Raw genomic sequence first — 21,559 nt, forward strand, 5'->3', positions numbered from 1 at the left:
TGTTAATAACTGTATTATACACCTAATTATATAGCTAAGCATCTTCGTACAGTGCCGAAGATGCTTAGCTATATAATCGAGTGCCTTAAAACAAAAAACCCCGCAAAGGCGGGGTTTTTCAAATATCGAGATGATTACTCAGCTACGATATTTACGTATTTACGGTTTAAAGGACCTTTCTGTTCGAATTGAACTTTACCATCTGCTTTTGCGAAGATAGTGTGGTCTTTACCGATACCTACGTTTGCACCAGCGTGGAACTTAGTACCACGTTGACGAACAATGATGCTACCCGCTAGAACTGATTCGCCACCAAAACGCTTAACACCTAGGCGTTTGCTTTCTGAATCGCGACCGTTACGAGTACTACCAGCTGCTTTTTTATGTGCCATTTCTAAGTACCTCTAATTAAGCGCTAATGCCAGTGATTTTAACTTCAGTGAACCATTGACGATGGCCCATTTGCTTACGAGAATGCTTACGACGTCTAAATTTAACAATCTTCACTTTCTCACCGCGACCGTGTGAAACAACCTCAGCTGTCACTTTACCACCGTTTACGAACGGTACACCGATCTCGATTTTCTCACCATCAGCAACTAAAAGTACTGAATCAAATTCAACTGCTGCACCAGTTTCAACGTCTAATTTCTCAAGACGAATTGTTTGACCTTCAGTCACACGGTGCTGTTTACCACCACTTTGGAAAACCGCGTACATAATTAACTCCGTCTGTGCGCCCTCAAATCGACGCAACTAAAATATTCTTCAATAGGGCGCGAAGTTTACGCTAATGCGCAAAAACTAGCAAGCCTCTTTTTAGATAAAATGAATAAAAAATAGCTGCATTAAGGGCAATTCAATATTTTCCCTTATTTTATCCTAAAAACACCGCTTGCCAAGCGGTTTTTGCGATCTTGTGACAATTAAATGACCGAGGCAAATATAGCTAATAAATCAGTCTAGAATGTTCACTTATTAAACAAGTAGATAAAATTAAGTCGCTATAATTGAGCCGAAAACAGAAACTTTAACGTGTTTTTTTATTGAATCATCACAAAATATCGAGCAAGCGCAATTTTTGATGTACAATCAGCCTCGTATACCCATAAAAATTGGCTCGGAGATCAATGGATATAAAAGCTATCCAGGCGTTAATCGAAAATGAAATGGATGACGTCAATCAACTTATACATGCCCAAATGCGCTCAGATGTCGCGTTGGTTAATCAACTTGGTTTATACATAGTTAACAGTGGTGGCAAGCGTGTTCGCCCCATGTTGGCTATTTTAGCAGCTAAAGCTTTAGGCTATGAGGGTAAAGATCACATTACCCTAGCAACCATCATTGAGTTTATTCACACAGCAACTTTGCTGCATGATGACGTGGTTGATGAGTCTAATTTGCGTCGAGGTACACCTACCGCAAACGCAGAGTTTGGCAATGCAGCCAGTGTGCTCGTGGGTGATTTTATTTACACTCGCTCATTCCAGCTTATGGTTGGGCTTGGCAAAATGCCGATCATGCAAATTTTAGCTGATGCGACCAATGTCATTGCTGAAGGTGAAGTGTTGCAGCTTATGAACTGTAATGACCCTAACACCACCGAACAAAGCTATATGCAGGTTATTTACAGCAAAACCGCCAAGCTTTTCGAAGCCGCAACGGGTCTTGCCGCTATCATTACCGAGCAAGACGAAAAAGTCCTCGACGCATTAAACCTATACGGCATGCATTTAGGGACTGCTTTTCAACTAGTAGATGATGTACTTGATTACAATGCTGATGCACAGCAACTTGGCAAAAATATTGGTGATGACTTAGCTGAAGGTAAACCTACTTTACCGCTTATTTACGCGATACAAAAAGGCACACCAGCGCAAGTAAAACTAGTTCGTGAAGCCATTGAGCTAGGCAATGGTATGGATCACTTAGACAGCATTCTAGCGACGCTCGCTGATACCAAAGCCCTTGAGTTTACAATGCAAAAAGCAGAGCAAGAAGCTGATAAAGCCATTGCATGCATTGCTTTTTTACCCGACACGCCATACAAACAAGCGTTAGAAAGCTTAGCGCGGATTGCGGTCGCCCGCGATCACTAAGCGAAACTTTATTCGAGCCATTAAAAAAGCCTGCAATTGCAGGCTTTTTTGTTTTAAGCGCTTCAACATGCATGTGAAGCGCTTAGCATCAATCGAGATTAACCGTTGATGAAATCAACACCTTCTTGGATGTCTTTGTTAAGTGTCGCTAGCATGTCGTTCTTAGCTTGCTCTTCGAATGCACTTAACTCACCGTAAGAAAGAATTTCTTCAACACCGTTCTTACCTAAACGTACTGGGTGTGCGAAGTAAGCAGCATCACCATTTTCAACAGCAACGTATGCGTAATCTACCACGTCTTCACCTTGTAAGCCTTTCACTAAAGACATACAAAAACGAGCCGCTGCGGCACCCATTGAAAGTGTTGCTGAACCGCCACCAGCTTTAGCGTTAACAACTTCAGTACCTGCATTTTGGATACGTGGAGTAAGTGCTGCAACTTCTTCATCAGTGAAAGTAACGCCTTCAACTTGTGAAAGAAGTGGCAGAATTGTTGTACCAGAGTGACCACCAATAACAGGGACTTTAACGTCAGTTGCGCTTAAGCCTTTAAGCTCAGCTACAAACGCTTCAGAACGGATCACGTCAAGAGTCGTAATACCGAATACACGGTTAGCATCGTAAGTACCCGCTTTTTTGAATACCTCAGCAACGATTGGCACAGTGCCATTTACTGGGTTAGTGATGATACCTACTAACGCTTTAGGGCAGTTTTTAACGATGCCTTCAGCTAATGTTTTGATGATACCTGCGTTTACGTTGAAAAGGTCCGCACGGTCCATGCCCGGCTTACGTGGCATACCCGCTGGAATAAGAACGATATCACAACCTACTAATGCAGCGTCCAAGCTGTCTGCACCAAAGCCTTCAACTTTAACGTCAGTTGGGATGTGAGAAAGATCAACCGCTACACCAGGAACAACAGGGGCAACATCGTATAACGATAATTCAGAACCTGCAGGTAAACTTGTTTTTAATAATAAAGACAATGCTTGGCCGATACCGCCAGCTGCGCCTAAAACAGCAACTTTCATTGGAATTCTCCGTAATTTGAGGTAGGAAATATTTGTGGCCCTAAAGATAATGAAATTAGCGACTAAAAACAAATTTATCCTGCTTATTTCGCGTATAATTTCGACCATAGTTGTAAACTTAGCTGTAACGTGACGGTATTTGGACGACAAATGCAAACAAATACTGCATAACTATGCAGAATTGTGTAGAATTACTTCATATTTGATGAATAAAAGAAACGACAACATGCAACCACAAGACAAACAAGAAGCACTGATCAAAGCGTTTAAATCGTTATTAAAAGAAGAAAACTTTGGCTCACAAGGTGAGATTGTCGAAGCATTAAAAGACCAAGGCTTTGATAATATTAGCCAAAGTAAAGTCTCACGCATGTTGAGTAAATTTGGTGCTGTACGCACACGCAATGCAAAACAAGAGATGGTGTATTGTTTACCTGCCGAAATGGGTGTGCCAACCGCAAAGAGCCCTCTTCGTCAGCTTGTTATCGACATCATGCACAACGAAATGATGATTATTATTCGTACCAGCCCAGGGGCTGCACAGTTGATTGCCCGATTACTGGATTCATTAGGTAAGGCAGACGGTGTACTGGGTACAATTGCAGGCGACGACACTATTTTTATCGCCCCTGCAAAAATTTCTGAAATCGATGTCACGCTAGACCGCGTTAGAACATTATTCGATACAGTTTAACGTTAAAGCTGCTTCAAAAAGTTTACTGACGGGGCGAAAAATGCAGACCCCATGTCGGCTTGTGTAAAATCGAGCCAATGGTCATAACATTCGCCCTGCCCTAATCGGCTTTTGAGTACCTGTTCAAACGCATCACCTTGCGCTGCACACGACACCATTAAAATGCCCTGTTTATGAACGTCACCAAACGGCATGCTTTGATTGAGTATGAGAGGCTGACCCTTTTCATCTTTTAATTCATTTCGTACTGCATGACTCGTTTCAACAGCTGGCATTATTAACGTGTTATCAAGACGTGTACGCCCCATGATTTGCTCTTGCTCAGATAACGACAAATGTTGCCACACGCTTAGGTCATGCACAAAACGCTGCACATGAATATAACTTCCCTGATCTTCAAAATGACCCGGCTTATCAATCAGTGCGGTGCTTCGCTTTTGTCGCCCATGCGGAGTGTCTCCCGCATAAATAAAGCCATTAAAATCACGGCCATCTAAAAAGCGAAAGTTACGAACTTGTTCCACCAACTCAACATCAGGTGTAAATAATTTAATGATTTGTAGAGCAAAAAGGTGATTTACATCTTCACGATCAGAGCGAATTTGCACAAACAAATCGAATGGCTGCGCACTCATGACGTGCTCACTGTGCGTCACATTTGGAAAGCTTTGTAATTGGCTTGGAATAAACTCTGGCAGTATATGCGGCCAGTACTGCGCACCAAGCGCAACCACACATGACAACATGGCTTCAGAGAATTGGTCTGCAAACTCGTCTTGAATGACGCTTACGCGTTTAAGTTTTTTGCGTAATGACTCATCGTGACCATCATAAACATTAAAAAACAGGTGCAAACCGTGTAAGTTTGCTTCAGCACAAATCCCAGATTGCGCTTGCGCCATAATGAATCCTTAGCTACTCGTTATCAAACATACAGACAAGGAATTCAGGATTATAACGTTCTGTTTAATCTTCGAAAAAATTGACCGTATGTGGCATTATTTTTATTTTTACTGGTTGCTCGACCGCTAGTACACGATCATTTTCGGCAGCAACTTCTAGCTCCTGCCCAGCAATACGTACCTTATACACATAACGCGTACCGATAAAACGTCTGTTGAGTATGGCTTGACTACTTACATCGCCGTGCTCTGCCTCACATAACTTAATATGATGAGGTCGTACATACACCACACCGTGTTGACCTTGATGCTTGCTTTCGGTTAGCGAATGTATGACACCATACGTCGTTTCATATTCAGTTGGCGTTAAGACTTTTGCCGTTAAGTATATGCCCGTACCAAGAAACTCTGCAACCTCCTTTGAGTTAGGTTGGCTAAATAACTGCTCGGGAGTGCCTTGTTGCGCTATTTTTCCACCGTGCATCACCGCAAGCGTATCAGCAAAGGCAAACGCTTCTTCTTTTGAGTGCGTCACAAAAACAGCGGAAACTTGTTGGTCTTTTATAATCCGGCGAATATCAGCAATTAGTTCAAAACGCACTTGGGTATCAATGTTCGAAAATGGCTCATCAAGTAGTAATAAACTGGGTTTATATGCCAAAGCTCTCGCTATTGCGACACGTTGTTGCTGCCCACCGGAGAGTTGATGTGGATATCGTTTTGCACAGCCATCTAGTTTAACCAACCTGAGCATTTCACTCACGCGCTCACGTTTTTGTGCTTTACTCATATTGCTCAAACCAAAGGCAATGTTATCGCTTACTGTTAGATGCGGAAACAAAGCGTAATCTTGAAACATCATGCCGATATTTCGTTTTTCTGGCGCAATAAAGTGATGATTGTCATTGACCACCTGTGAGTCGATACTCATGTATCCTTGCGATGGCTGTAAAATACCTGCAATTGCTTTTAACGTGGTGGTTTTACCACACCCACTGGCGCCTAATAAACAGACTATTTCGTCTTGCTTCACATTTAGAGTAAGCTCACTCAATACCTTAGTGCCATTATATTGGTAGGCTAAGTCTTTAATTATCAAATGACTCATGAGTGATTGTGCTCCATCGAACGATTAACGAAATACAAAGGAATTAGTCCTACTAAAACAATAAACAAGGCCGAAATAGACGCTAACTCTAATTGTTCATCACTGACATACTGAAAAACATGCGTGGCCAAAGTTTCAAAGTTAAATGGACGCAAGAGCAATGCGGCGGGTAGCTCTTTCATACATTCAATAAATACTAATAATCCTGCGGTTAATATACCGCGTTTTAGCAAGGGTAAATGAACTTTATACAGGGTTGTAAAAGGCCCTTTGCCCATTGATTGACTCGCCATATCGAGTGAGGGGCTGATACGTAAGAAACTACTTTCAAGCGCCCCATGCGCAATTGCATAGAAACGCACTATATAAGCAAAAACCATCGCAAATAGAGTACCACTTAATACTAGGCCTAACGAAAAACCGTGCGGCTCTAACCATGCATTCAGTAAGTCATCAAGCTGCGTTAAAGGCAGTAAAACGGCGATAGCAAGCACCGTGCCTGGTAGTGCGTACCCTGTACTCGCTAGACGTCCAGGAATAAGGGGGTAACGGTCTTTACTTATGCGTTGATAAAACAGCACACATAAGCTCAGTATAATAGTCGCCAGACTCACGACGACAGCAACCTTGAGGCTTTGCCATGCATAATTAAAAAATGCACCATTCCACGCATCTTCCGCATACACAATAGCGTACTTCACAAGCACTGCCACGGGTAATAAAAACGCCAGCACCAAAGTAAGGCTACAGGCTATTGTTGCCCCCCAGGCTGCGCTGCCTTTTAAGCTGTATAACGTCGCACTATTAACACTTGATTGGCGCTCATACACGGCTTGGTTTCTTCGGCTGTAGCGCTCAAGCATCAGGGTTAAGAATAAAATGAGCAGCATAATACCAGAAATTTTTGCAGCCGCAGTGAGAGAGTAATACCCCAACCAGGTATCGTAAACGGCGGTCGTCAATGTACTCACAGCAAAATAGTTCACTGTTGCAAAGTCAGCCATCGCCTCCATGCTAATTAAGGTAATACCCGCCACAATAGCGCCGCGGCCAAGTGGCAAGCTTACACGTAAGAAGCTTTGCAAAGGTGACAGCCCCATTAACTGGCTGGCTTGCACAAGTTTAAATGATTGCTCTCTCAGTGCTGTTTTGAAAATTAAATACAAGTAGGGATACAACACAAGGGCAATCATCACTATTGCTCCTGTTAAGGTACGAATATCGAAAAACCAATAGTCATCCGGCGATTGCCAACCAAACCAATCACGTAGCGCAATTTGTACGGGACCTGCATAATCGAGTAAGTCCGTGTAAACATAAGCAATTAAGTAGGTCGGCATGGCAAGTGGCAGCATGAGCGCCCACTCAAATTGCTTTCGCCCCGGAAACTCACAATACGCAGTCAACCACGCTAATGGCAGCGCGATGAGGCAACTTAAAAGCCCGACTCCAGCAATCAAGAATAGAGTATTGCGGGTGTAATCCCACAACACAGTATCAAACAAGTGCTGAAACACATCAGAGCCTCCTTGCAGAGACTCCACTAATAAAAAGCCAAGAGGTGTTACAAGCAATAACCCGATAAACCAAGCTATTAACTGCCAGCGAGACAACGAAAACTTCACATGCATACGAGGCTGTTATTCCTTCATTAATAACAGGGCGATATAAAACAAAAGCTGTTTAAGCAATGCCGCTTAAACAGCTTTTTCAAATTTTTAAGCTGGAATAACGCTTTGTGCGTTATAAATCAAACTTCACTTCATCAATTAGCTTAAGTGCCACAGGGCGATATTTGCTAATTTCATCAAGCGACAAAGTATCTTCTTTAAATTTGCCCCATGATGCCACCATATCAGATAAAGCAACCCCTTGTTTTACTGGGTACTCCATATTGACTGAGGCATACATATTTTGCGCTTTATTGTCGGTCATATACTCAATCAGTTTCAAGGCATTTTCAGGGTTTTTGGCATATTTCGTCATCACCACCCCCGATACATTAATATGTGAGCCTCGGTTTGTTTGATTAGGGAAGTTAATATGCACCGCTTCAGCCCATGACTTTTGCTGCTCATCCTGCAACATTTTACCAAAGTAATAACTATTACCTAAGGCAATATCACACAGCCCTTCTTTTACCGCTTTAACTTGTGCACGGTCGTTACCTTGTGGTTTACGAGCTAAATTTGATTTTACGCCTTCAAGCCATTCTTTTGTTTTTACTTCACCGTGATGCGCCACCATAGACGCTACTAGGCCTAAGTTATAAGGGTGCTTACCAGGGCGCGTACATAATTTCCCTTTGTATTTTGGATCGGCTAAGTCTTCATAACTCAGTGTGGGTAACGCGCCAACTCGCTCTTTTGCTGAGTAGACATTGCGCACTCGTTTAGTAAGTGCAATCCACTGCCCTTGTTCATCACGAAAAGTACTGGGGACATTTGCATTAACAATATCACTGTTAATTGATTGCGTTAAACCAAGCTCTTCTAACTGTACAAGCGCACTAAAATTTGACGTCAAAACGAGATCAGCCTTGCTATGCTTACCTTCGCGCTTTACGCGTTCAATCAGGCCCTTTTTAGCAAAAACAACATTGGTTTTTATGCCCGTTTGCTGAGTGAAATCATCTAAAATTGGTTGAATTAAAAAAGGTTGTCGGAATGAATATATATTAACGACATCCGCTGAAAGTGCAGGTGTGCTTAGTAAAGCCGTGAATAAGACTAACGCTGTTTTTTTCATTATTTAACACCTAAATAAAAACAATTCTCAAAATATTTTACCTACACTTAAGGCAAAGTGCACCTGTTAATAGTCATAAAACAATCATGTTAGCTGCCATTTAGGAAGTTACTTGTGAGAGATATCTTACCTACATGGCAGCTATTGAGTAAAAGCAGACAGCAAAAACCACATAAAAACCCATAACAAACTGAAAATAAACAATTTAATTAAAATGACAATAAAATGACCGCTATTTTAAGCACGATTTTGACCTACTCGCGCTTGGCAATTTCTCTATAATTAACTTATCAGCTAAGCATGAAGCTTTATGAGTAGATGGATAGGGAAGCATTACTCATATCAAACCTCGGATAAGGTTCATTAGGATAGTAAGGATATTAGGACAGGCTCAGGAAGAGTAACGCAAGGGAATGACAGCTTATGGACAGCATCAGGATGATGTGAAATGGAATAACAACAGGGTGTTGTTATACAGGAGTTCAAAAAATGGAATAAAGGACAGGTCGTAAGGACAACGCAAGGGAATTGCTAATAAAGGGATAGCATCACGATGATGCGTAATGGAAAGGTAAAGTATTTACCAGCACGGATGTAAAGGAATGGACAGGATATAGACCCGGAGAGTCTTTATTACACAGAACAACTAAGTACAGTGTAATGGCATGGATTTGCAAAGTTTATGGAGTTGATTAGATTCAATTGCAGGATGCAGAAAATTAAGAAGATTCCGCAAGCGCGACTAGAGATAGTTCGCGCTTTTCTTTTGCATACTACCTACCCGCAATAATACTCAATCATTTTAAAGGATTAAAAGCTGACGTAAACAACGTAAAAAGTTTCTCATTTAATAAAACCTAATCACAAAACTGATACCTTGTTACCAACGCGCTTTTTTACCTCTGACTTTTATTGCCTCAAAATAGAGCGCTCAATAAATCAAATTGATACAAGAATTACTCTGGGCGACCTTTGTTTCTTTTACCAAGCAAATAGGCATCTCTAAAGTTAATAAAGTGCTCTTCTAGCCTGTTGGTTGCTTCTTCTTCACCGGCAAGTGCCAAAACCATAATAGCGACTTCAGCCGTTCCTAGCTGGTGTTCATGGGGAGCGACACGTAAACGATAATCAGACAACTTTTCAGGCGTGATAGACAGCACGGGGAAGTGATCTAAGTAGGGACTTTTACGGATCATCTTTTTAGCTTCACGCCAAGTGCCATCTAAAAAGATAAAAAGCGGACGCTTGCCTTGTTCAGGTATCACCTCGGTAATCACACGGTTTTCGTCCTCAACATCACTGGCAGGAAAAATAACCATCGGCTGATACTGAGAATCGGCCAATAAACTTAGAAGCGCGGCATCAGGGTTTGTTCGATCCCATTTAAATGCGTGGTTATCGGGAATGATTTCGGCAATTAAGCGCCCTGTATTAGAGGGTTTAAAACTCTCGTTATGATACATCAATAGGCATACAGCGGCTTCACATTCAGCCTGTTGAACACCTTCACAAATGCAGTAGTGTTCTGCTAATAAGCACCGTTCGCAGCGTGTGAGTTTTGCTCCTCGGGCTTTAAATTCTCGGCGAGATTCGCCCAATTGTTTAGCACGAAGTACCAAGACGGAGTTATTTGAGATAGTAGCCACTGTGTTTACCAGAAAATTGAACGGCGCGTATTGTAGCTAAAAATAGCAGGAATAGAAATCAATGCGAGTGGTTAGTGGTTAGTGGTTAGTGGTTAGTGGTTAGTGGTTAGTGGTTAGAAAAAATGAACCATTAACTTTAAGTAAGCTTTTTTATGTGTGTGATCTGACGTCTAATTTCTAACCTCTAAATTCTAATTCCTAATCCCTAGAAATAACAAAAAACCCAGCCGGAGCTGGGTTTTTAAAACGATTAGTCAAAAGAACTTACTTCTTTTTAACTGCTTTTTTGTTTGGAAGGTCAGTAATTGAACCTTCGAAGATTTCAGCAGCTAGACCGATTGATTCGTTTAGCGTTGGGTGAGCGTGAATAGTTAACGCAAGGTCTTCACCGTCTGCGCCCATTTCAACTGCTAAGCCGATTTCGCCTAACATCTCACCAGCATTGATACCCACCATTGCACCACCGATAACACGACCAGAGTCTTTATCGAAGATAAGCTTAGTTTGACCTTCAGTACGTGCTGAAGCGATTGCACGACCAGACGCAGCCCATGGGAATACAGCTGTTTCGATGCTTAAACCTTGCTCTTTCGCTTCTTTTTCAGTTACACCAACCCATGCAATTTCTGGATCTGTGTAAGCGATTGAAGGGATACACTTAGGATCGAAGTAGTGCTTCTGACCAGAGATAACTTCTGCCGCAACGTGTGCTTCATGAACCGCTTTGTGCGCAAGCATTGGTTGGCCAACGATATCACCGATAGCGAAGATGTGATCAACGTTTGTTTTAAGTTGCTTATCAACATTAATGAAACCACGCTCATCAACGTTAACGCCCGCTTTATCTGCATCAAGTAGTTTACCGTTTGGAGTACGGCCAACAGCAACAAGTACTTTGTCGTAACGTACAGGCTCAGCAGGTGCGTTTTTACCTTCAAATGTTACATATAAACCGTCGTCTTTTGCTTCAACGCCAGTTACTTTAGTAGATAGCATTACGTTAAACTTGTTCTTAACGTATTTTTGGTAAATCTTGATAACGTCTTTATCAGCAGCGGGTACTAATTGATCAGCAAACTCAACAACGTCGATTTCAGAACCCAGTGCACGGTACACTGTACCCATCTCAAGACCAATGATACCACCACCTAGTACAAGTAGTTTCTCAGGAACGTCTTTAAGCTCAAGCGCACCAGTCGAATCAATTACACGGTCATCTTCAGGGATGAAAGGTAGATTTACTGGTTGTGAACCTGCAGCAATAATAGCATTGTCGAATGTGATTGTTGTAGTACCTTCTTCACCTTCAACAGCCAGGGTGTTGCTACCAGTGAATTTACCGTAACCATAAACCACTTTCACTTTACGCATTTTAGCCATGCCGTCTAGGCCGCCAGTTAACTGACCGATTACAGACTCTTTCCAATCACGGATTTTGTCTAGGTCAATTTCAGGCTTACCAAAAGTAACGCCGTGAGATGACATTTCTGCTGCGTCATCAATCACTTTAGCTACGTGTAAAAGTGCTTTTGAAGGAATACAACCCACGTTTAGACATACACCGCCTAATGTGTTGCGAGACTCTACCAATGTGACTTCTAAGCCCAAGTCAGCAGCACGGAAAGCTGCAGAATAACCACCAGGACCACCGCCTAGTACAACAACTTGAGTTTTTAATTCGTTGCTCATGCTATTACCTTAAATGTTTGAACGGGAACACTGCCCCTAAGTTAAACTGCCATGTTTCTGCAAGGCAGAAAGTGAGAGCAGATATCTATACAAAGATTGTTCTATGGCAAAGATTGTATCATTGCCAATGGTAAAAATCCCAGCAAAAAACACCTTGCTGGGATTTGATTCTTATAAATTATGACGCGATTACATCACCAATTGGCGAATATCGCTCATATAGCTTGCTAGCGTCACAGTAAAGCGTGCTGCTAGTGCACCGTCAATAACCCTATGGTCGTATGACATTGATAATGGAACCATTAACTTAGGTTCAAACTCTTTGCCATTCCATTTAGGTTTCATCTCCGATTTAGAGACACCTAAAATAGCCACTTCTGGTGCATTTACGATAGGCGTGAATGCGGTACCACCGATACCACCAAGGCTTGAAATTGTAAAACAACCGCCTTGCATGTCAGATGACGTTAGTTTGCCATCACGCGCCTTAGCCGACACGTCCATTAGCTCGCGAGAAAGCTCAATGATGCCTTTCTTATCAACATCTTTGAATACTGGCACAACCAAACCATTAGGTGTATCGACTGCAACACCAATGTTGATGTATTTCTTCAAGATTAAACTTTCACCGTCTTCAGACAACGAAGAGTTAAATGTCGGGAACTCAGCCAGAGCTTTCGCTGCTGCTTTCATGACAAACACAAGTGGCGTGATTTTAACACCCAGTTTTTTCTTCTCAGCCAGTGCATTTTGCTCTTTGCGGAATGCTTCAAGACTGGTGATATCAGCTTCATCAAACTGTGTAACGTGTGGGATTTGCACCCAGTTACGGTGTAAGTTAGCACCTGACAGTTTTTGAATACGTGATAATTTCTTCTCTTCAATCTCACCAAACTTGCTAAAGTCAACTTTTGGCCATGGAATAAGACCCAGCTCACCACCGCCTGTATTGCCTTTGCCTGCATTACCTGATTCAACTTGCTTCACAAGTTCTTTAACGTAGTTTTGCACGTCTTCTTTAACAACACGATTTTTACGACCCGTGCCTTTAACGTTTGCTAAGTTAATACCAAACTCACGCGCTAAACGACGAACAACTGGCGATGCATGTGCATACGCGTTGTTATCGGCAAACTCTTCTTTGCTAGCTTGTGCTGAAGCTGGCTTAGCCGCAGGGGCTGCCTCTGCTTTTGCTGCTGGCGCAGGTGTCGACTCTGTTTTCGCTTTAGGCGCTGATGCTTTTGCACTGCCCGCAACTTCAAATACAAAGATAAGAGAACCTGTTGAAACTTTATCGCCTGCAGCAACTTTGATTTCTTTAACCGTACCAGCAAAGGGTGCTGGTACTTCCATTGAAGCCTTATCACCTTCAACGTTTAAGATTGATTGATCTTCTGACACGCTATCGCCAACAGCAACCATAACTTCGGTTACTTCAACTTCATCACCACCGATATCAGGCACGTTAACTTCTTTTGTGCTTGATGCAGTGTCAGCGGGCGCTTCTTCAGCAGGTGCAGACTCTGCTGTCGGAGCGTCAGAGTCACTTGATGCTGTTTCGAAAACAAAGATTAAAGAGCCTGTTTTAACTTTATCGCCTGTCGCGATTTTGATCTCTTTAACGGTACCCGCAAATGGTGCAGGTACTTCCATTGACGCTTTGTCACCTTCAACGCTTAATAAAGATTGCTCTTCTTCAACTGTATCACCAACAGCAACCATGATGTCAGTCACTTCAACTTCGTCGTCACCGATATCTGGTACCGTTACGTCTTGCGTCGCTGAACCTGAAGGTTGCTTAGCAGGCTCTGGCTTTGATTCTTCTTTTGCTTCAGAAGATGCAGAAGCTTGCTCTTCACCTTCGAAGATCATAATAAGTGAACCCGTCGTAACAGTGTCACCTTCGGCTACTTTAATTTCTTTAACCGTTCCTGCTTGTGCAGCAGGAACTTCCATTGATGCTTTATCGCCTTCAACCGTTAATAACGACTGATCAACCTCAACCTTATCACCAACGCTAACAAGGATTTCGGTTACTTCAACGTCATCGCCACCGATATCTGGTACTTTAATTTCAATACTCATTGGAACCTCTTATGCGTATAGCGGGTTAACTTTGTTAGTGTCGATGTCGAACTTCTTGATTGCTTCTGCAACCACAGACTTCTCAACTTCACCACGTTTAGCAAGTTCAGATAATGTTGCAACAACAACATAACCTGCATTAACTTCAAAGTGACGACGTAAATTTTCACGGCTATCAGAACGACCGAAACCGTCTGTACCAAGTACTTTGTAGTTACTGCTTGGTACAAATGAACGAACTTGCTCTGCGTAGTTCTTCATGTAATCCGTTGCAGCAACTGTTACAGCGTCTGACAATGCTTCAGTGATGTAAGCAGTCTTTTGCTCTGCATCTGGGTTAAGCATATTGAAACGCTCAACATCTTGACCATCACGTGTTAATTCATTGAATGAAGTTACTGAGAATACATCTGAACCAATACCGTACTCTTCACTTAAGATTTGGGCAGCTTTACGTACTTCAATCATGATAGTACCCGAGCTTAGCAACTGTACTTTCGCTTTATCACCAGCCACGGTTTCAAGCTTATAGATACCTTTACGAATACCTTCTTCAGCGCCTTCTGGCATTGCTGGTTGATGGTAGTTTTCGTTCATCAGTGTTAGGTAATAGAACACGTTCTCTTGATCTTCACCGTACATACGACGAATACCGTCTTGCATAATAACTGCAACTTCGTAAGCGTAAGTTGGGTCATAAGAAATACAGTTAGGCACTGTGTTAGCAAGAATATGGCTGTGACCATCTTCGTGCTGCAGGCCTTCACCATTTAACGTTGTACGACCTGCAGTGGCTCCTAATAAGAAACCACGTGCTTGTTGGTCACCCGCCATCCATGCCATATCACCAACACGTTGGAAACCAAACATAGAATAGTAGATATAGAATGGGATCATAGGTAAATCGTTGGTGCTGTATGATGTTGCAGCAGCAACCCATGACGACATTGCACCTAACTCATTGATACCTTCTTGTAATACTTGACCTGATGTAGCTTCTTTGTAGTAAGAAACGATGTCACGGTCTTGAGGCGTGTAATTTTGGCCATGTGGGTTATAAATACCGATTTGACGGAATAAACCTTCCATACCAAATGTACGTGCTTCGTCAGCAATGATAGGCACAATATTTTTGCCAATACCTTTGTCTTTAAGCAACACATTAAGTGCACGAACAAAGCCCATTGTTGTAGAAATGTCGCGCTTTTGCTCTTCAAGTAATGGTTTAAATGCCTCTACTTCTGGTAAGACTAACTTTTCAGAGAATTTAGCAATACGCTTCGGTGTGTAACCTTGAAGTGCTTCACGGCGAGCGTGTAAGTATTTGTACTCTTCTGAGCCTTCTTCAAGTGTTAAGTATGGAAGATCAGCTAATTGATCATCTGACACAAGATCCTGTAAACCAAGACGCGAACGTAAGTGTGCTACGTGTGTCATGTCCATTTTCTTAACTTGGTGTGCGATGTTTTTACCTTCAGCCGCTTCACCCATGCCGTAACCTTTAACCGTTTTCGCTAGGATAACAGTTGGACGGTCTTTCGTTTCTTCTGCTTTTTTGAATGCTGCGTAAAGCTTTGATGGCTCATGACCACCACGCTTAAGTGCGAAGATTTCTTCGTCTGTCATATCAGCAACAAGTGCTGCTGTTTCTGGATAACGACCAAAGAAGTGCTCACGCACGTAGGCACCGTCTTTTGCTTTATATGTTTGGTAGTCACCGTCAATAGTTTCGTTCATTAACTGTAGTAACTTACCGGTTGTATCTTTAGCAAGTAAGATATCCCAACCGCTGCCCCATACAACTTTAATCACGTTCCAGCCTGCACCTTTAAATAGGCCTTCAAGCTCTTGAATGATTTTACCATTACCCATTACTGGGCCATCTAAACGCTGTAAGTTACAGTTGATTAGGTAACATAGGTTATCTAATTTTTCACGTGCAGCGAATGAGATTGCACCACGTGATTCTGGCTCATCCATCTCACCATCGCCTAAGAAAGCATATACGCGTTGGTTTTTAGTGTCTTTTAAGCCGCGACCATCTAAGTACTTTAAGAAACGCGCTTGGTAAATTGAAGCAATTGGACCCAGACCCATCGATACCGTAGGGAACTGCCAGAATTCAGGCATTAATTTCGGGTGTGGGTACGAAGGAAGACCTTTACCATCAACTTCTTGACGGAAGTTATCAAGCTGCTCAGCTGTTAAACGACCCTCAACGAATGCACGCGCATAGATACCTGGAGAAATATGACCTTGATAATAAACTAAGTCACCGCCGTCTACATCGTTTGGCGCTTTAAAGAAGTGATTAAAACAAACTTCATAAAAAGCCGCTGAAGACTGGTAAGACGCCATATGGCCGCCTAAGTCGAGATCTTTTTTCGACGCGCGTAATACGATCATAATCGCATTCCAACGAATGATTGAACGAATACGACGCTCAACATTCACATCACCTGGGTAGGCTGGTTCTTGATCTACTGGAATGGTATTAACGTAGTTAGTAGTTGTGCCAGTAGGCATATCAACACCGTCTAAACGGGCTTGCTCTAACACTTGCTCAAGTAAGAATTGAGCACGTTCTACACCTTCTTCACGCACAACAGACTCAAGGGCTTGTAACCACTCTTGTGTTTCTAGCGCGTCTACGTCAATTTTATTGACTTCAGACATATGGAGGTTTCCTTATGTTTAAAATACTAATTATTTTAATAAATCTTAAATTAAGTAGTTAACTAAACTTAGCTAATCACTTGCTTAATGTTGTTTGGTGCGTCTTAAACTACGTTCAATCCGCGAATGCTCTTTGCCAGCCTCAAGTAAGGCTTCTTCGATAAAGGCCAAGTGAGCATTACTAGCAAGGCGTGCTTGCTCTGGGTTTCCTTCAATAACCGCATCCATTAACAGTCGTCTATGCTCTGCGAGCTGCTGGCTGATTTGCGGCTTTTTTAACAGTACAGTTAAATTTTGTAATACATTTTGCTCAAGCAATGCTTGCATACCACGCACTAAGTGCAGCAACACGACATTATGAGACGCTTCAGCTACGCTGAAATGAAATGCATTAATTGCTTTTGCTTTTTGCACAATGTCATCATTTACAAGCGCAATATTGTCAAAGCTTTGTTTTACTTTTTTAAAATCATTCGTCGTACCACGCATTGCAGCATAATAAGCTGCGATTCCCTCAAGAGCATGACGAAATTCAAGTAAATCAAATTGTGATTCAGGATGTTTACTTATCAAATCAAAGAGTGGATCAGTAAGCCCCTCTTCAAGCTGATTTTTTACAAACGTGCCACCCCCTTGACGACGCGTGACTAAGCCTTTAGCTTCCAGCTTTTGAATAGCCTCTCGAAGTGATGGACGCGATACTTCAAACTGTTTCGCTAACTCACGTTCAGGAGGTAATTTTTCGCCTGGCGCTAACGACCCCTCAAGAATCATATTCTCAAGTTGTTGTAAAATTACATCAGATAATTTTGCTGCTTTTATCTTTAAAGACATTTATCAACGTCCGCGTTGTTTCGGCCAAGCCCGCTAAACACAGGGTTTTTAGCCATAAGACTCAACCAAAAGGTAAATTGGTCATACCAAATTTGTAGCATACGTTATCAAAAACCGGTATTTCTGTCAATTTCACTGCGCTCAGCGCCAACTGACACGGTACTCCATTTTGCATAAAGATTAAACAGTATGGAAGAAAGTCGCTATTTCGGAAGAAGAAAACAATAAAAAATAAATGGTCAGACCAGATTAACAAGCACGCTCTTAGAAGTCAGCTATTTGATGTTAGCTGATTTGAGTGGCTTTGTAGAAAGGCAAAGTAGAAAGCATTACAGTGCTGAAAAATCAAAACTCAAACGACGTACATTAACAGAATGATTCATGACTGAAATCATTCCTACAAGCTTTACTCTTGCAGCTCGCTGACTTTAAAAGCCGTTCCCGGCTAAAGCCAGCCCTTGCAACTTGCTAACTTTACTACGCCAACCCACCAAATAGAGTGAGTGCGGCAATAATGACTAAAAAGAACAACACATTACGTTTTACGAGTTTCATCATACAGGTTGCCTCATAAGTGCAACCAACATACTGCTGCTCAATTTGCTCTGCAGCCAAAGCTGTTTGAGTAACCACTTTGCGATTGCTTACTGAAAAGTCCAACACGTATTTCAACCAGCAACTGGTTCCTTTATTAAAGTTGCCAATAACAAGATAACCAAAACTTGCAATGCGCGCAGGTAACCAATCTAACCAAAATAATAAGGTATGAATTAGTTTAAAGCGTTTTGCATACACCATATTATGGTTTTCTCTTACCTTGTCAGCGTAAGTACGCACTAAGGCATAGAGTATTGCGCCCGGTACACCCAATATCACAAACCAAAAAATAACAGCACAATAAAAGCGGAAATTAAGCCACGCGAGTGTTTGCCCGAATGTTTCCCCTTGGGGCTCAGCTTCTGTTTTCTTTTGGCCCATTTGTAATGCAAATAATGTCGCAGCTTCTTGATCGTTTCGCGTTAGAGCATTGAGATAAGACTTATACAGTGCTCGTTGCTTAGCACAGCCAAAACACGTTAATAACACCAAGGTGTTAACCGCTAATTGCCATACTATAAAATCTGATAACTTATAAACTAAGGCAATAGCAATCACTGGTAACATTAACCAGATCAGAAAACCAACGGGCGAATTGAATAAGCCTTTTTCTGATAAGTGTTTTTTAGAGTGCTTTAGGTAGTGATCGGCATAAAAACCAATTTGCCAGTAATCAGCCCGCGCCCCAAGACGCTCAATGACTAGCGCAACTATAATTGAAATCAAGATCATGCTTGTTACCTATATCCTTTAAATTAAAACACTAAATCAAAAAAGTATGGCCAATCAAAACTCTCGCCCGGATCCGTTTTTCTACCGGGTGCAATATCGCAGTGGCCGACAATACGAGAGCGAGTTATTTTTGGGTATTTATCCATAAGTGCCTTTGTCACTAAGTGTAATGCATTATATTGTGCTTGGGTATACGGCTCAGTATCAGTACCTTCAAGCTCAATACCTACACTAAAGTCATTACATTGCTGACGGCCATTAAACTCAGACACACCTGCATGCCAAGCACGCTTTTCAAATGGCACATATTGAATCACTTCACCCGTACGACGAATAAAACAATGCGCAGATACTCTAAGCCCCTTTAAGTCAACAAAACTTTCGTGTGCCTCACAGTCTATGCAACCCATGAATAAATCATCCACATATCGCGTGCCAAACTGCCCTGCGGGTAGCGAAATATTGTGAATCACAAGTAATGACACTTCATTATCAGGACGCGCATCATAATGCCTGCATGGCCGCTGTAACACACTGTTTAACAGGCCTAATTCGTTTATATGCATATTAAAAACTAACAATGACAATAAAGTTAAACAGTGTAAATGGTTCGCTACTCAGGGTCTAGCCGCATTCATTTGTGTAGCCACTCAAAAGGACTTTTAATCCACGTTAGCGATAAATCTTTAACTTCTAATACAAGGTCAAACATAGTAAAATTTAGCCAATTTATTAATAAACAATGAGCTTTCGACATGTCAGTCCCTCACTCTTTAATTAGCCAACTGGTTAAACTCGCCCTTGATGAAGATTTGGATTACCAAAATGCAAACGACGGTGATATCACGGCTCAACTCATCCCTGAAAACGAGCAAGCGAATGCCAAAGTAATTACTCGTGAAGACTGTGTATTTTGTGGCAAAGACATTATTTTAGAAGTGTTCAAGCAAGTAGATGCAACGGTAAAAGTTGATGTATTAGTAAACGATGGTGATAAAGTCGCTGCAAATGCCACCTTATTTACAGCGTCTGGTTCTGCACGTGCCATTTTAACCGCAGAGCGTACAGCGCTTAATTTTGTGCAAACGCTTTCGGGTACAGCAACAACCACAGCCCACTATGTTAAAGAACTTGCAGGAACAACCACGCAGTTACTTGATACTCGTAAAACGATTCCGGGCTTACGTGCGTTGCAGAAATACGCTGTCAAATGCGGCGGCGGCGCGAACCATCGTATTGGTTTATTCGATGCATTCTTAATTAAAGAAAACCACATTGCAGCATGTGGTGGCATTGATAAAGCAGTGGCACAAGCAAAAGTTAATCATCCATCAAAACCTGTAGAAGTCGAAGTTGAATCTTTAAATGAGCTTGAGCAAGCCATTCATGCGGGTGCTGATATCATCATGCTTGATAACTTTACTGTGGAACAAATACAGCAAGCCGTCATCCTTACTGATAAGCGAGCAAAATTAGAAGTGTCTGGCAATATGACCCTTGAAACACTAAAAGCTTATTCGCAAGCAGGCGTTGATTTTATCTCAAGCGGCGCACTTACAAAAAATTTACAATCAATCGACCTATCGATGCGCTTTAACGCGTAACCCCACCCCATTTTTGCGTATTTAATGTTTACCTAATTCGTTGACAACGAAATAAAAAAAGCATTAAATACGTAAAAAGCCTGAATCGGTAACAAAAAATCAATAACTTTTCAGTGCTTTTAGTTCTTTAGTATCATTGTGTCCTAATGACTTACGTAAGTTTACAACTAATTCAATAAGTTCCAGCAAGGATGCATGTGTATAAATAGTTCAATTATGGATTTTTAAGCTTGATCTGTCTCAAACTAAAGTAGGAAACTTCTGAAAAACCAGTTATCTAGCCGGAAAATTGCTTTCAAATACATTAATTGATGCTAAAGTAAATTAACAAACACTTAATGAACAAAAGTTTAAAATCAACTTGTTAACAATCACGATTTTTAACAGAAGTTTTAAGTAAAACTGTAAGAATAGTCCTGTATGTTTAGCATCGATTTTACAATGCTGATCTAACAGCTAAACTTACAAAACATCATATCCTTTAGGAGAGGAACAAAATGACACAACAAAAGCAACAGGGTTTCACCCTAATTGAATTAATGATTGTAGTAGCAATCATCGGTATTTTGGCTGCAGTGGCACTGCCAGCGTATCAAGACTATACTGTACGTGCACGTGTGGCTGAAGGTTTAGGGCTAGCATCAGCTGCAAAAATTAATGTACAAGACGTATTGGCTTCTGGTAATCCTCGTGGTGATGCTGCAGGTTATGCATTAGGTTATAATGCACCAACAGCGACAGCTAACACTACTAGTGTAGCTATTACTGCAGCTACAGGTGTAATTACGGTAGAAACCACAGCTGCTGCTGGTGGTGGTACTTTAATTATCACACCAAATGCTCCTATTGGTACAGCTCTTCCTGTAGGTACTGCAGCATTCACTCCTCCGACTGATGCTGTAAACTGGCGTTGTGCTGCAGCATTCACTCCTCCGACTGATGCTGTAAACTGGCGTTGTGCTGCAGCAGGTGCAAATGTTGCTGCGTATGCAGGTGGTGCAGCAGGTACACTTGAAGCACGTTTTGCTCCTTCAGAATGTAAATAATTTTTTCGAAGGGTATAGTCTCTATACCCTTTATCGCTACTTTTTATGCCATACCCTTTTAC

At 41.8% G+C, this 21,559-nt stretch carries 18 protein-coding genes; 4 read left to right on the forward strand and 14 right to left on the reverse strand.

Going from position 1 to position 21,559, the window contains the following annotated elements; translation table 11 throughout:
- Positions 1 to 134: 134 nt before the first annotated feature.
- Positions 135 to 392, reverse strand: coding sequence for a 50S ribosomal protein L27 (gene rpmA, locus BM378_RS08220; RefSeq protein ID WP_036965960.1), 258 nt, complete (start codon positions 390 to 392; stop codon positions 135 to 137).
- A gap of 16 nt (positions 393 to 408) precedes the next feature.
- Complete coding sequence (gene rplU / locus BM378_RS08225; RefSeq protein WP_036965957.1) at positions 409 to 720, reverse strand: 50S ribosomal protein L21; 312 nt, start codon at positions 718 to 720, stop codon at positions 409 to 411.
- Positions 721 to 1,130: 410 nt separating this feature from the next.
- Between rplU and ispB the strand changes: the two genes are divergently transcribed.
- Positions 1,131 to 2,102 (forward strand): octaprenyl diphosphate synthase, encoded by a 972-nt coding sequence (ispB, locus tag BM378_RS08230; protein WP_036965954.1) that lies wholly within the window; start codon positions 1,131 to 1,133, stop codon positions 2,100 to 2,102.
- 98 nt (positions 2,103 to 2,200) lie between these two features.
- Here the strand turns inward: ispB and mdh are convergent, their stop codons facing one another.
- A complete protein-coding gene (gene mdh, locus BM378_RS08235) occupies positions 2,201 to 3,136 on the reverse strand; it encodes a malate dehydrogenase (protein WP_036965950.1) in 936 nt (311 codons plus the stop codon).
- 226 nt (positions 3,137 to 3,362) lie between these two features.
- Between mdh and argR the strand changes: the two genes are divergently transcribed.
- Positions 3,363 to 3,830: a transcriptional regulator ArgR gene (argR, locus tag BM378_RS08240; RefSeq protein WP_036965948.1), complete on the forward strand. Its 468-nt coding sequence runs from the start codon at positions 3,363 to 3,365 to the stop codon at positions 3,828 to 3,830.
- A gap of 2 nt (positions 3,831 to 3,832) precedes the next feature.
- Here the strand turns inward: argR and BM378_RS08245 are convergent, their stop codons facing one another.
- The 11 genes from BM378_RS08245 to ampD all read right to left on the reverse strand — a co-directional run bounded on the left by BM378_RS08245 (position 3,833) and on the right by ampD (position 19,413).
- Positions 3,833 to 4,732 (reverse strand): Dyp-type peroxidase, encoded by a 900-nt coding sequence (locus BM378_RS08245; RefSeq protein ID WP_065979651.1) that lies wholly within the window; start codon positions 4,730 to 4,732, stop codon positions 3,833 to 3,835.
- 64 nt (positions 4,733 to 4,796) lie between these two features.
- Positions 4,797 to 5,840, reverse strand: coding sequence for an ABC transporter ATP-binding protein (locus BM378_RS08250; protein ID WP_065979650.1), 1,044 nt, complete (start codon positions 5,838 to 5,840; stop codon positions 4,797 to 4,799).
- Positions 5,837 to 7,471, reverse strand: coding sequence for an ABC transporter permease (locus BM378_RS08255; RefSeq protein ID WP_074988946.1), 1,635 nt, complete (start codon positions 7,469 to 7,471; stop codon positions 5,837 to 5,839). The genes BM378_RS08250 and BM378_RS08255 overlap by 4 nt, the downstream gene beginning before the upstream one ends.
- Before the next feature lie 112 nt (positions 7,472 to 7,583).
- On the reverse strand, positions 7,584 to 8,588 hold the full coding sequence (locus tag BM378_RS08260; protein WP_036965938.1) for a Fe(3+) ABC transporter substrate-binding protein: 1,005 nt from the start codon (positions 8,586 to 8,588) through the stop codon (positions 7,584 to 7,586).
- A 956-nt stretch (positions 8,589 to 9,544) separates the two neighbouring features.
- On the reverse strand, positions 9,545 to 10,234 hold the full coding sequence (locus tag BM378_RS08265; RefSeq protein ID WP_074988947.1) for a tRNA-uridine aminocarboxypropyltransferase: 690 nt from the start codon (positions 10,232 to 10,234) through the stop codon (positions 9,545 to 9,547).
- Between the two features lie 264 nt (positions 10,235 to 10,498).
- Positions 10,499 to 11,923, reverse strand: coding sequence for a dihydrolipoyl dehydrogenase (gene lpdA / locus BM378_RS08270; RefSeq protein ID WP_036965933.1), 1,425 nt, complete (start codon positions 11,921 to 11,923; stop codon positions 10,499 to 10,501).
- A gap of 189 nt (positions 11,924 to 12,112) precedes the next feature.
- Positions 12,113 to 14,008 (reverse strand): pyruvate dehydrogenase complex dihydrolipoyllysine-residue acetyltransferase, encoded by a 1,896-nt coding sequence (gene aceF / locus BM378_RS08275; RefSeq protein WP_036965930.1) that lies wholly within the window; start codon positions 14,006 to 14,008, stop codon positions 12,113 to 12,115.
- A gap of 9 nt (positions 14,009 to 14,017) precedes the next feature.
- Positions 14,018 to 16,684 (reverse strand): pyruvate dehydrogenase (acetyl-transferring), homodimeric type, encoded by a 2,667-nt coding sequence (gene aceE, locus BM378_RS08280; protein ID WP_074988948.1) that lies wholly within the window; start codon positions 16,682 to 16,684, stop codon positions 14,018 to 14,020.
- 84 nt (positions 16,685 to 16,768) lie between these two features.
- Positions 16,769 to 17,518 (reverse strand): pyruvate dehydrogenase complex transcriptional repressor PdhR, encoded by a 750-nt coding sequence (gene pdhR, locus BM378_RS08285; RefSeq protein ID WP_036965924.1) that lies wholly within the window; start codon positions 17,516 to 17,518, stop codon positions 16,769 to 16,771.
- Positions 17,519 to 17,995: 477 nt separating this feature from the next.
- Complete coding sequence (ampE, locus tag BM378_RS08290) at positions 17,996 to 18,847, reverse strand: beta-lactamase regulator AmpE (protein ID WP_074988949.1); 852 nt, start codon at positions 18,845 to 18,847, stop codon at positions 17,996 to 17,998.
- 23 nt (positions 18,848 to 18,870) lie between these two features.
- Positions 18,871 to 19,413 carry a 1,6-anhydro-N-acetylmuramyl-L-alanine amidase AmpD gene (gene ampD / locus BM378_RS08295; RefSeq protein WP_074988950.1) on the reverse strand — a complete coding sequence of 181 codons (543 nt, stop codon included), beginning with the start codon at positions 19,411 to 19,413 and terminating at the stop codon, positions 18,871 to 18,873.
- A gap of 189 nt (positions 19,414 to 19,602) precedes the next feature.
- On the opposite strand from ampD, the gene nadC reads away from it, so the two are divergent.
- Positions 19,603 to 20,451 carry a carboxylating nicotinate-nucleotide diphosphorylase gene (gene nadC, locus BM378_RS08300; RefSeq protein ID WP_074988951.1) on the forward strand — a complete coding sequence of 283 codons (849 nt, stop codon included), beginning with the start codon at positions 19,603 to 19,605 and terminating at the stop codon, positions 20,449 to 20,451.
- Between the two features lie 497 nt (positions 20,452 to 20,948).
- On the forward strand, positions 20,949 to 21,497 hold the full coding sequence (locus BM378_RS08305) for a pilin (RefSeq protein WP_074988952.1): 549 nt from the start codon (positions 20,949 to 20,951) through the stop codon (positions 21,495 to 21,497).
- The last annotated feature ends 62 nt before the right edge of the window (positions 21,498 to 21,559 follow it).

Origin of the sequence: Pseudoalteromonas lipolytica, assembly GCF_900116435.1 — a bacterium.
GTDB classification, from domain to species: Bacteria; Pseudomonadota; Gammaproteobacteria; order Enterobacterales; family Alteromonadaceae; genus Pseudoalteromonas; species Pseudoalteromonas lipolytica.

Bases quoted from the DNA above. Each gene is read 5' to 3' on its own strand.
- BM378_RS08250 (WP_065979650.1), bottom strand. From the start codon at position 5,840: ATGAGTCATTTGATAATTAAAGACTTAGCCTACCAATATAATGGCACT.
- BM378_RS08260 (WP_036965938.1), bottom strand. From the start codon at position 8,588: ATGAAAAAAACAGCGTTAGTCTTATTCACGGCTTTACTAAGCACACCT.
- aceE (WP_074988948.1), bottom strand. From the start codon at position 16,684: ATGTCTGAAGTCAATAAAATTGACGTAGACGCGCTAGAAACACAAGAG.
- BM378_RS08305 (WP_074988952.1), top strand. From the start codon at position 20,949: ATGACACAACAAAAGCAACAGGGTTTCACCCTAATTGAATTAATGATT.
- mdh (WP_036965950.1), bottom strand. From the start codon at position 3,136: ATGAAAGTTGCTGTTTTAGGCGCAGCTGGCGGTATCGGCCAAGCATTG.
- lpdA (WP_036965933.1), bottom strand. From the start codon at position 11,923: ATGAGCAACGAATTAAAAACTCAAGTTGTTGTACTAGGCGGTGGTCCT.
- argR (WP_036965948.1), top strand. From the start codon at position 3,363: ATGCAACCACAAGACAAACAAGAAGCACTGATCAAAGCGTTTAAATCG.
- ampE (WP_074988949.1), bottom strand. From the start codon at position 18,847: ATGATCTTGATTTCAATTATAGTTGCGCTAGTCATTGAGCGTCTTGGG.
- ispB (WP_036965954.1), top strand. From the start codon at position 1,131: ATGGATATAAAAGCTATCCAGGCGTTAATCGAAAATGAAATGGATGAC.
- BM378_RS08255 (WP_074988946.1), bottom strand. From the start codon at position 7,471: ATGCATGTGAAGTTTTCGTTGTCTCGCTGGCAGTTAATAGCTTGGTTT.
- BM378_RS08245 (WP_065979651.1), bottom strand. From the start codon at position 4,732: ATGGCGCAAGCGCAATCTGGGATTTGTGCTGAAGCAAACTTACACGGT.
- aceF (WP_036965930.1), bottom strand. From the start codon at position 14,008: ATGAGTATTGAAATTAAAGTACCAGATATCGGTGGCGATGACGTTGAA.
- rpmA (WP_036965960.1), bottom strand. From the start codon at position 392: ATGGCACATAAAAAAGCAGCTGGTAGTACTCGTAACGGTCGCGATTCA.
- ampD (WP_074988950.1), bottom strand. From the start codon at position 19,413: ATGCATATAAACGAATTAGGCCTGTTAAACAGTGTGTTACAGCGGCCA.
- nadC (WP_074988951.1), top strand. From the start codon at position 19,603: ATGTCAGTCCCTCACTCTTTAATTAGCCAACTGGTTAAACTCGCCCTT.
- pdhR (WP_036965924.1), bottom strand. From the start codon at position 17,518: ATGTCTTTAAAGATAAAAGCAGCAAAATTATCTGATGTAATTTTACAA.
- rplU (WP_036965957.1), bottom strand. From the start codon at position 720: ATGTACGCGGTTTTCCAAAGTGGTGGTAAACAGCACCGTGTGACTGAA.